Origin of the sequence: Rhodocyclus purpureus, assembly GCF_016653115.1 — a bacterium.
In the GTDB taxonomy this organism is placed as follows: Bacteria; Pseudomonadota; Gammaproteobacteria; order Burkholderiales; family Rhodocyclaceae; genus Rhodocyclus; species Rhodocyclus purpureus.
Window position 1 is genome coordinate 1 of record NZ_NHRX01000041.1, and the last position, 10,451, is coordinate 10,451.

A 10,451-nucleotide genomic window follows, 5' to 3' on the forward strand; every position below is an offset into this window, starting at 1 on the left:
GAAGTCCTTCTTTGATCGCTTAGGGCTGGTGTCGCTGCTCGATACGATGCGACGACTCCAGTGTATTCAATGAACCGCCGGATGCGGAACCGCACGTCCGGTGGTGTGAGAGGGCGACGGGGGTAACCCCGTCCCCTACTCGATACAGCTGCCGTGTGTCGCGTCCTTACAACAGTGACGCGCTCCATGCGCAGGTGAGCGCACGGCGCGCTTGCGCAGCGTGCCCCTGCTTTGCAAAGATTGCGCAACGTCTTGTTACGAGGACGTCGGACCCAGACGTCGGGACGACTGTTCCGGTCGCGGGTTTTCAAACCAGGAGGAGATGATTCATATGCAAAAGAAACTCATCGCGCTGGCCGTGGCCGGCCTCGTTTCCGGTGGTGCCTTCGCGCAGTCGAACGTCAGCATCTACGGCATCGTCGACATGGGCTACATGAACAAGAACTTCGACGGCGCCGACAAGACCGTCAACGGCATCGACAGCGGCATCCTGAGCGTGTCTCGCCTCGGCTTCAAGGGCGAGGAAGCCCTGGGTAACGGCCTGAAGGCTATCTTCAACCTCGAGTACGCACTCGCCATCGACAATAACGCTGCCATCGGCACGGATAGCAATGGCAACATGAAGGCTCGTCAGCAGTACGTCGGCCTCTCGTCCGATGCTTACGGCAAGGTGTTCGCCGGTTACCTGCAATCCGCCGGTTGGGAATTCGCCACCGGCGTCTCGCCGCTGTCAGGTTCGGCGCTTGGCGCGCACCCCAACCTGGCGTTCAACGGCGCCACCCAATTGAGCGCTTCCGGTCGCCTCGAGAACGCGATTGCCTACGTTTCGCCGACCTTCGCCGGCTTCACCGTCGCCTTGAACCACGGCCGCATCACCGAACAAGCCAACACCACCAGTGTTGCCGACGCCTACGCGAACCAGATCGGCATCAGCTACGCCAACGGCCCGATCACCGCCGGCTACGTTTATTCGAAGCAGAGTTACGACCAGCAAGCTTTTGATGCTGCTAAATTCGGCAATGCTGCCGCTCCCGGCTTCGCTTTGGGCGATATCGTCGAGCATGGTATCCGCGGCGGCTACGACTTCGGCGTCGCGAAGCTGCAGGCTGCCTACCAGACCTTCGAGTACAAGGACCTGAACAGCGATCGTGACAGCAAGTGGGTCGTCGGCGCGACCGTTCCCGTAACCGCTGCCGGCAAGATCATCGGCGAGTACGCGAGCCTGAACGTCAAGAATCCTTACCCCGCAGGTGTCCAGAACATCAATGGCTATACGCCTAACTTGGCGGCTTATGCCGACGCCAAGGCCTGGACGCTGGCTTACACGCACGACCTGTCGAAGCGCACCACCGCCTACGTCGGCTACAACCAGGTCAGCTCCGACGTGGTCAATACCTCGTCGACCGGCGACGTCAAGCGCTTCGCCTTCGGCGTTCGCCACGCGTTCTGATCGCGCCTGACAAGCGATTGCCGCATGAAAAAACGGGCGCCTCGGCGCCCGTTTTTTCGTTGACGCGCTGCAGCGCCCCACCCTTGGTTTGCGTGTCTGCGCGCCTCCGTTGGCGAGGGGCTTCCTGCAGGCCGGCGGCGACCGGCGTGGCAGCCGCTGCGCTTCTTCGCGTATCATCGCGGCCTCGACTCCGTTTGCCTCCTGAATGAACCGCTCGCTCGTCCTCCCTCTGCCACATCGCTCGTTTCCGAGGGGAACGAGTGCTGCGCTGCGCGCGGCGGGTGCCAAGCGGCGGCTCTGGCCAGCGCTGCTCTTCGTTTGCGCGCTGTTGTTCGCGCTGCTCGCGGCGCAGGCGCACGCGCTCGCGCACGAACTGGCGCACTGGCACGTGCAGCCGCCGAGCATGAATGAACAGGGGAAGGACCACGGTTGCCCGGGAGCCCAATTTAGTGAGCCTGGCCCCCTTTCCGGGCCCCTTTTCCGCGCTTTCCCAAAATGCGTGACCGTCTGATGTAAGATGGCCCGCTACCCATACAGCATCGCGCGCGGCGACCTTCTTATGGTGCCGCAGGCGCTCACGTTCCACGGAATGCGCACCATGACCGATACGACGGCCCTCCCCGAGACGCTCCCGGACTCAGGAAGCGACTTTGCCGACGACTACGACAGCCCCTGGAAAGAAGCGGTCGAGCGTTATTTCCCCGAATTCATGGCCTTCTATTTCCCGCAAGCTCATGCCCAGATCGACTGGCGGATCGGCTACGAGTTTCTTGATCAGGAACTGCGGGCAGTCGTCCAGGATGCCGAACTCGGCAAGCGTTTCGTCGACAAACTGGTCCGGGTGCATCGTCTCTCCGGCGAGGAGGACTGGATCTACCTCCACTTGGAAGTGCAGGGTAGCGCCCAGGCCGAATTTGCCGAGCGGATGTTCGTCTACAACTACCGCTTGTATGACCGCTACCGCCGGCCCGTAGCGAGCATGGCCGTCCTGGCGGACGAGTCGGAAAACTGGCGTCCGGAGTCCTTCGGCTTCGAAGTGCTGGGCTGCCGACACAGGCTGGAATTTCCTACCGCCAAGTTGGTCGCCTATGCCGGGCAGGAAGAGGATTTGGCGCTTGCTGAGAATCCGTTCGCGCTGGTCACGCTGGCCCACTTGCTGACCCGGGCCACGCGGCGGGACATGCGCGCCCGTTTCAATGCCAAGTGGAAACTGGTCCAGTTGCTCTACCGGCGCGGCTGGGAGAGGCAGGAGGTTATCGATCTCTTCCAGGTACTGGACTGGATGATGCGCCTGCCGGAACAACTGACCCGGGAGCTGTGGCAGAATATCGAAGTCCTTGAGGAGCAAGAAAAAATGCGCTACGTCTCATCGATTGAGCAGTTGGGGATTGAGAAAGGTATGCAGCAAGGCATGCAGCAAGGCATGCAGGTTGGAGAATCCCGTATGCTGACCCGGATGTTGGTCCGGCGTTTCGGTGAGTTGCCAGCCTGGGTGCTTGCCAGGCTAGAGAAGGCATCCGCTGTGGAGTTGGAAGCCTGGGCCGATGCCGTCTTCTCCGCCGAGAGTCTGGAAGCGGTCTTCGGACCGACCCAGCATTGATTTCCTGGGTATGAGGACTCGTTTCTGCGCATCTTGCGAGAATGCAATGAACCGGGGATGGGCCACGGTTTCCCAGGAGCGCACCGGGGACGGGGCAAGAGCTAACTGCCTCAAGGATGTCACCGACGATATCCGCAGCCGCATGCGCGGAGCCACGGTGGAGCAACTTGAACTTTGGGCAGACCGTATTCTCGATGCCCAGACCTTGTCGGAAGTCTTCCAGGAGCATTGACGGACTCGTTTGGATCGGGATTGAGTGGATGACCCGCTTCTCGACGGCGATAACAGGGTAAGGTCGGTCGACCGCAGTTCTTCTTCGCGTATCATCCCGGCCTCGACTCCGCCGCTTCCTGAATGAACCGCTCGCTCGTCCTCCCTCTGCCACATCGCTCGTTTCCGAGGGGAACGAGCGCTGCGCTGCGCGCGTCGCGTGAGGGACGGCGGCTCTGGCCGGCGCTGCTCTTCGTCTGCGCGCTGCTGTTCGCTTTGGTCGCGGCGCAGGCGCACGCGCTCGCGCACGAACTTGCGCACTGGCACGTGCAGCCGCCGACTACCGACCTGTGCCCGGACTGCCTGCAGGGCGATGCGCTCGACACGCCGCTGACGACGCCGCCCATCCTGCCGGTGGTGTCGCGATCATTCCTCGCGCCGACGGCCGAGGCTTTTGCCGGGCACCTCCCGGCGCCGGCGTTTGCGCCCAAGGCGCGCGCGCCTCCCGCCTGAATCTGCGTCGAACCGGGACTGGCTCGCCGTAAGAGCCTGCCCATTTTTCACCGCTGATTCAGGAGTTTCCGATGCCTCACCACCGCCACCCGTCCCGGGCCGCGGCGTCCGGCGCCGCCTTGCCGCGCGCCGTCACCCTTCCGCTCGCCGCAGCGCTCACCTCGTTCGTCGCCTTATCATCCGCGCCTGCACAGGCCGCCACCGACCCCGCCGAACTCGCCGCGATCCGCGCACAGATCCGCGAGATGAAGACTGCCTACGAGCAGCGCATCGCCGCGCTCGAGGCGCGTCTGGCGCAGGCCGAGCAGTCGGCGACGCGCGCCGAAAGGGGCGCCCAGGTCGCCGAAACCAAGGCCGAGGTCGCCGTGCGCCAGGCCGCTGGCGCCGAAGCCGAGTCGGCACAGGCGGCACAGGTAGCACTGGCCGCGCAGCAGGCCGGCGAGCGCCCTGCTTCGGCCACCGCCTTCAACCCCGAGATCTCGCTGATCCTCGGTGGCAGCTTCACCAACCTGAGCAAGGACCCCGGCGAGCGTCGCCTGCAAGGCTTCATCCCTGCTGGAGGGGAGGTGATGCCCGAGGGGCGCAGCTTCAACCTGGGCGAGACCGAGCTCGTCATCGCTGCCAACATCGACCCGCGTTTCCGCGGCAACTTCAAGCTGGCGATCGCGCCGGACAATACCGTCGGCGTCGAGGAGGCGAGCATCCAGACCCTCGGCCTCGACGGCGGCGCCAAGCTGAAGGCCGGGCGTTTCCTCTCCGGCGTCGGCTACCAGAACGAACTGCACCCGCACCAGTGGGACTTCGCCGACGCGTCGTTGCCCTACCAAGCCTTCTTCGGCAACTCGCTCGGGATGGACGGGGTGCAGGCGCGCTGGCTGGCGCCGGCCCCGTTCTTCCTCGAATTCGGCGCCGAGGCGGCGCGTGCGCGTAGCTTCCCCTCGACCGACGAGTCGCGCAACAAGAACGGACTGATGTCGGGGTCGCTGTTCGCGCACGTCGGCGGCGACATCGGAATCGAGAACAGCTGGCGCGCCGGGCTGTCCTACTTCCAGTCGAAGCCGCGTGACCGGGTGTGGGACGGGCCGATCGAGACTAATCCGGATCTGCAGAACAGCTTCTCGGGCAAGAGCAAGACCTGGATCGCCGACTTCCTGTGGAAATGGGCGCCGGACGGCAACGCCAGCAAGCAGTATCTCAAGCTGCAGGGCGAGTATTTCCGCCGTACGGAAGACGGAACGATGAACTACGATCTCGATGGCGTGGCGGCGGCGGACGGCAGTTACCGCAACACGCAGTCGGGCTGGTATGCGCAGGCGGTATACCAGTTCATGCCGCGCTGGCGGCTCGGCTACCGTTACGACCGCCTCGATTCGGGTAACGCGCGCATCGGCTTGATCGAAAGCGGTTCGCTGACTTACGACGAGCTGCCGCTCCTGGCGGCCTACAAGCCGCAGCGCAACACGCTGATGCTCGACTGGAGCCCGAGCGAGTATTCGCGCCTGCGCCTGCAGCTGGCGCAGGACAAGACGCGGCCGGAGGCGACCGATCATCAGGTCTGGCTGCAGTACATCATGAGCCTCGGTGCGCACGGCGCGCACCGCTTCTGAGGAGACAGAAGATGCGTACCGTATTCAGCAAGAGCTCGCTGTTCGTTGCAGCGCTGTGCGCGCTGCTGGCCTTGCCGGCGCAGGCGGCGCTGAAGGTGTTCGCCACCGTCCCCGAGTGGGCGGCGCTGGCGCAGGAGATCGGCGGCGATCGCGTCGAGGTCTATCGCGCGACCAACGGCCTGCAGGACCCGCACCGCATCGACGCCAAGCCGTCCCTGATCGCGCGCGCGCGCTCCGCCGACCTCGTCGTCGCCACCGGCGCCGAGCTCGAAGTCGGCTGGTTGCCGCTGGTGCTGCGCGAGTCGGGCAATTCGCGCGTGCAGCCCGGCCAGCCCGGCTACTTCGAGGCGGCGCGCTTCGTCGCCCTGCGCGACAAGCCGGCGCGCCTCGACCGCGCCGAGGGCGACGTGCACGCCGGCGGCAACCCGCACGTGCAGACCGACCCGCGCAACCTGCTCAAGGTCGGCGAGGCCCTGAGCCTGCGCCTGGCCGAGCTCGACCCGGCCAACGCCGCCGCCTACCAGTCCGGCTGGAACTCCTTCTCGGCCCGCATGCGCGAGGCGATCGCGCGCTGGGAGAAGGCCGCGGCGCCGCTTGCCGGGGTGCCGATCCTCGTCCAGCACAAGGCTTTTCCCTACCTGATCGCCTGGCTGGGGATGAAGGAGGTCGGCAGCCTCGAAGCGAAGCCAGGCCTCGAGCCGTCGAGCGCGCAGCTCGCGGCGGTCGTCGCGCGCCAGGCAACGACGCCGGCACGGATGGTGATCCGTCCCGCCTACCAGTACGACGCGCCGTCGCGCTGGGTGTCGGCGCAGGCGAAGATTCCGGCGGTGGTCCTGCCGTTCACGGTCGGTGGCACGCCCGAGGCCAAGGACCTCTTCTCGCTCTACGACGACACGCTGCGCCGCTTGTTGCAGGCCTTGAACGAATGAGCCAGTTCCTGCTCGAGGTCGATGGGCTCGCCGCGGGCTGGGCGGGGACGCCAGGGCCGGTGTGCGGACCTCTGTCGTTCGCGCTGGCGCCCGGCGAGATCCTCGGCATCGCCGGCCCCAACGGCGCCGGCAAGTCGACGCTGCTGGCGGCGATCGCCGGCGGCGCGCGCGTCTTCTCGGGCAGGATCGGGAAAAGGTCGGGGCTGCGCCTTGCGCACCAGCGGCAGTTGCCGCCGGGCTTTGCCGGCGTTCCGTTCAGCGGCCGGGATCTGCTCGCGCTCACCGGCGCCTCGGCCGACGGACTACCGCCCTGGCTCTCGCCCTTGCTCGACGCGCGCCTCGACCGCCTCTCCGGCGGCCAGAGGCAGTTCCTGCATCTGTGGGCGGCGCTGCAGGCGCCGGCCGACCTCGTGATGCTGGACGAGCCGACCAACAACCTCGACCCAGCCGGCGTTGCCGCGCTCGAAGTCGCGCTGCACCGGCGCGCCGCCACCGGCGTCGGCCTGCTCCTGGTCAGCCACGACGCGCGCTTCGTCGCCGCGGTCTGCGACCGCGTCGTGCTGCTGGGCGAGGAAGCGGGTGCGGGAACGGATTGGCGAAGGCCGGCTGCCACCTCCCGTACCGAGGGCCGCGCCGGTGAAGGCGAGGGCTGTGGCGCGGATGCAGGTGCCAGTTCAGAGAGCGCGCCATGAGCCAGCTCTTCGACTCGCTCTTCCTCGGCCCCTTCGCCACCGGACTCTGCTTCGCCGTCGTCCTGCCGCTGCTCGGCGCCTACCTGCGCCTGCGCGACGAATGGCTGGCGGCGCTGGCCTTTGCCCAGGCCGCCGCCGCCGGTGCGCTGCTTGCCCTGCTCGCCGGCCTGCCGCCTGCGGCCGGCGGCGTCGGCAGCGCGGCGCTGGCGGCGGCGCTCAAGCACGGTTTCGAACGCGCACAGCGGTCATCCCGGCACGCGCCGGCGTCGGGGGCCTTCTTCGCGCTGTTGCTGGTGTTCGCTTGGGCGGTTTCGGTGTTGCTGGCGGCCAACCTGCCGCTCGCCGAGCGCATGGCGCACGCGCTCTTCGACGGCCAGCTCTATTTTTCCGACGACACGCAACTGGTGCTCGCGCTCGCCTGCTCGCTGGTGGCGCTGGCGGCGCTGCGTTTGCTGTCGCGGCGCCTCCTGCTCGGCCATTTCTTTCCCGAACTGTTGCGCGCCAGCGGCCATGCGGCGCCGCGTCTCGCCTTCGACCTCGTCGTCGCGCTGACGCTGGCGCTGGCGACGATGAGCGTCGGCGTCATGGCCGCGTTCGCGCTGATCTTCGTGCCGCCGCTGCTCGCTGCGCGCTGGGCTGCGAACTGGCGCACGGGGCTTTTCGTCTCTCTCGCGCTCGGCGTAGCCAGCTTCACGGCCGCCTTCGCGCTCGCGCTCATCCTCGACCAGCCCTTCGGCCCCCTGCTCGGCGGACTCCTGGTACTCGTCGCCGTCGGCGCGCTGGTCCTGTCTGGCCGGCGATGATGTGGGGACGGTATGCTTGATTTGAAGTCAAGGTGAAACCTGGAGCAATTTCGTGAAACATCGGCCGACCTGATCTGTGGAAGCCATCGCGATCAGCAGCCCGTCAGTTGTCGAGACCGCGCAACCAGAAGAACGCACTGGATTGCCGCGGCGCTGCGCACCTCGCAATGACGGCAGTGCCAGTAGTGCGTGAAGAGGTGCTGCGACCATAACCGTCATCGCGAGCCCGAAGGGCGTGGCGATCCAGTGCGTAGGACCGTTATCCGGTCGTCCGAGCTGGCAAGGACGCGGAAATAGAAGAACGCACTGGATTGCCACGGCGCTGCGCGCCTCGCAATGACGGCAGTGCCAGTAGTGCATGAAGAGGTACTGCGACCGTAACCGTCATCGCGAGCCCGAAGGGCGTGGCGATCCAGTGCGTAGGACTGTTGCCCGGTCGTCCGAGCGGGCAAGGGCGCGGAAATAGAAGAACGCACTGGATTGCCACGGCGCTGCGCGCCTCGCAATGACGGCAGTGCCAGGAGTGCATGGAGAGGGGCTGAGACCATAACCGTCATCGCGAGCCCGAAGGGCGTGGCGATCCAGTGCGTAGGACTGTTGTCCGGTCGCCAGAGCTGGCAAGGACGCGTAAATAGAAGAACGAACTGGATTGCCGCGGCGCTGCGCACCTCGCAATGACGGCAGTGCCAGTAGTGCGTGAAGAGGTGCTGCGACCATAACCGTCATCGCGAGCCCGAAGGGCGTGGCGATCCAGTGCGTAGGACTGTTGTCCGGTCGTCCGAGCGGGCAAGGGCGCGGAAATAGAAGAACGCACTGGATTGCCACGGCGCTGCGCGCCTCGCAATGACGGCAGTGCCAGGAGTGCATGAAGAGGTGCTGCGACCGTAACCGTCATCGCGAGCCCGAAGGGCGTGGCGATCCAGTGCGTAGGACTGTTATCCGGTCGCCAGAGCTGGCAAGGACGCGTAAATAGAAGAACGCACTGGATTGCCACGGCGCTGCGCGCCTCGCAATGACGTCCGTGCCAGGAGTGCATGAAGAGGTGCTGAGACCGTAACCGTCATCGCGAGCCCGGGGGCGTGGCGATCCAGTGCGTAGGACTGTTGTCCGGTCGTCCGAGCGGGCAAGGACGCGTAAATAGAAGAACGCACTGAATTGCCGCGGCGCTACGCGCCTCGCAATGACGGCAGTGCCAGTAGTGTATGAAGAGGGGCTGAGACCGTAACCGTCATCGCGAGCCCGAAGGGCGTGGCGATCCAGTGCGTAGGACTGTTGTCCGGTCGCCAGAGCTGGCAAAGACGCGTAAATAGAAGAACGCACTGGATTGCCACGGCGCTACGCGCCTCGCAATGACGGCCGTGCCAGGAGTGCATGAAGAGGTGCTGCGACCGTAACCGTCATCGCGAGCCCGAAGGGCGTGGCGATCCAGTGCGTAGGACTGTTGTCCGGTCGTCCGGGCGGGCAAAGGCGCGGAAATAGAAGAACGCACTGGATTGCCACGGCGCTACGCGCCTCGCAATGACGGCCGTGCCAGGAGTGCATGAAGAGGGGCTGAGACCGTAACCGTCATCGCGAGCCCGAAGGGCGTGGCGATCCAGTGCGTAGGACCGTTATCCGGTCGTCCGAGCGGGCAAGGGCGCGGAAATAGAAGAACGCACTGGATTGCCGCGGCGCTGCGTGCCTCGCAATGACGTCCGTGCCAGGAGTGCATGAAGAGGTGCTGAGACCGTAACCGTCATCGCGAGCCCGGGGGCGTGGCGATCCAGTGCGTAGGACTGTTGTCCGGTCGCCAGAGCTGGCAAGGACGCGTAAATAGAAGAACGCACTGGATTGCCGCGGCGCTGCGCGCCTCGCAATGACGGCCGTGCCAGGAGTGCATGAAGAGGTGCTGCGACCGTAACCGTCATCGCGAACCCGAAGGGCGTGGCGATCCAGTGCGTAGGACTGTTATCCGGTCGTCCGAGCGGGCAAGGGCGCGGAAATAGAAGAACGCACTGGATTGCCACGGCGCTACGCGCCTCGCAATGACGGCAGTGCCAGGAGTGCATGAAGAGGGGCTGAGACCGTAACCGTCATCGCGAGCCCGAAGGGCGTGGCGATCCAGTGCGTAGGACTGTTGTCCGGTCGTCCGAGCGGGCAAGGACGCGTAAATAGAAGAACGCACTGGATTGCCACGGCGCTGCGCGCCTCGCAATGACGGCAGTGCCAGGAGTATATGAAGAGGTGCTGCGACCGTAACCGTCATCGCGAGCCCGAAGGGCGTGGCGATCCAGTGCGTAGGACTGTTATCCGGTCGCCAGATCTGGCAAGGACGCGTAAATAGAAGAACGCACTGGATTGCCACGGCGCTGCGCGCCTCGCAATGACGGCAGTGCCAGTAGTGCATGAAGAGGTACTGCGACCGTAACCGTCATCGCGAGCCCGAAGGGCGTGGCGATCCAGTGCGTAGGACTGTTATCCGGTCGTCCGAGCTGGCAAGGGCGCGGAAATAGAAGAACGCACTGGATTGCCACGGCGCTGCGCGCCTCGCAATGAACTGTGCTTGTCGTCAAGCGAATTCTGGCGAAAATGATGTTTTTTGAGTAGCGACGGCGAAGGCTTGGCGAAGTAGTTTGTGGGCGATCGCAATGTTGATCACCTTAAAGGG

Annotated in this window: 7 protein-coding genes; all 7 read left to right on the forward strand. The window is 65.4% G+C overall.

From position 1 onward, the window contains the following. The first annotated feature begins 331 nt into the window (after positions 1-331). The 7 genes from CCR84_RS08355 (at position 332) to CCR84_RS08385 (ending at position 7,804) form a co-directional block, all read left to right on the forward strand. Positions 332-1,450: a porin gene (locus tag CCR84_RS08355; RefSeq protein ID WP_201211304.1), complete on the forward strand. Its 1,119-nt coding sequence runs from the start codon at positions 332-334 to the stop codon at positions 1,448-1,450. A gap of 517 nt (positions 1,451-1,967) precedes the next feature. Further along, positions 1,968-3,050, forward strand: a complete 1,083-nt coding sequence (locus tag CCR84_RS08360) for a DUF4351 domain-containing protein (protein ID WP_242508619.1) — start codon at positions 1,968-1,970, stop codon at positions 3,048-3,050. Between the two features lie 354 nt (positions 3,051-3,404). Then, positions 3,405-3,773 (forward strand): hypothetical protein, encoded by a 369-nt coding sequence (locus tag CCR84_RS08365; protein WP_201211305.1) that lies wholly within the window; start codon positions 3,405-3,407, stop codon positions 3,771-3,773. Positions 3,774-3,844: 71 nt separating this feature from the next. Next, positions 3,845-5,380, forward strand: coding sequence for a hypothetical protein (locus tag CCR84_RS08370; RefSeq protein ID WP_242508620.1), 1,536 nt, complete (start codon positions 3,845-3,847; stop codon positions 5,378-5,380). Between the two features lie 11 nt (positions 5,381-5,391). Next, positions 5,392-6,309 carry a metal ABC transporter substrate-binding protein gene (locus CCR84_RS08375; RefSeq protein WP_201211306.1) on the forward strand — a complete coding sequence of 306 codons (918 nt, stop codon included), beginning with the start codon at positions 5,392-5,394 and terminating at the stop codon, positions 6,307-6,309. After that, positions 6,306-7,001: an ATP-binding cassette domain-containing protein gene (locus CCR84_RS08380; protein ID WP_201211307.1), complete on the forward strand. Its 696-nt coding sequence runs from the start codon at positions 6,306-6,308 to the stop codon at positions 6,999-7,001. Before CCR84_RS08375 ends, CCR84_RS08380 begins: the two co-directional genes overlap by 4 nt. Beyond that, complete coding sequence (locus tag CCR84_RS08385; protein ID WP_201211309.1) at positions 6,998-7,804, forward strand: metal ABC transporter permease; 807 nt, start codon at positions 6,998-7,000, stop codon at positions 7,802-7,804. Before CCR84_RS08380 ends, CCR84_RS08385 begins: the two co-directional genes overlap by 4 nt. Positions 7,805-10,451: the final 2,647 nt, after the last annotated feature.

Excerpts from the sequence above, each read along its gene's own strand:
- CCR84_RS08355 (WP_201211304.1), top strand. The coding sequence starts at position 332 with ATGCAAAAGAAACTCATCGCGCTGGCCGTGGCCGGCCTCGTTTCCGGT.
- CCR84_RS08360 (WP_242508619.1), top strand. The coding sequence starts at position 1,968 with ATGGCCCGCTACCCATACAGCATCGCGCGCGGCGACCTTCTTATGGTG.
- CCR84_RS08365 (WP_201211305.1), top strand. The coding sequence starts at position 3,405 with ATGAACCGCTCGCTCGTCCTCCCTCTGCCACATCGCTCGTTTCCGAGG.
- CCR84_RS08370 (WP_242508620.1), top strand. The coding sequence starts at position 3,845 with ATGCCTCACCACCGCCACCCGTCCCGGGCCGCGGCGTCCGGCGCCGCC.
- CCR84_RS08375 (WP_201211306.1), top strand. The coding sequence starts at position 5,392 with ATGCGTACCGTATTCAGCAAGAGCTCGCTGTTCGTTGCAGCGCTGTGC.
- CCR84_RS08380 (WP_201211307.1), top strand. The coding sequence starts at position 6,306 with ATGAGCCAGTTCCTGCTCGAGGTCGATGGGCTCGCCGCGGGCTGGGCG.
- CCR84_RS08385 (WP_201211309.1), top strand. The coding sequence starts at position 6,998 with ATGAGCCAGCTCTTCGACTCGCTCTTCCTCGGCCCCTTCGCCACCGGA.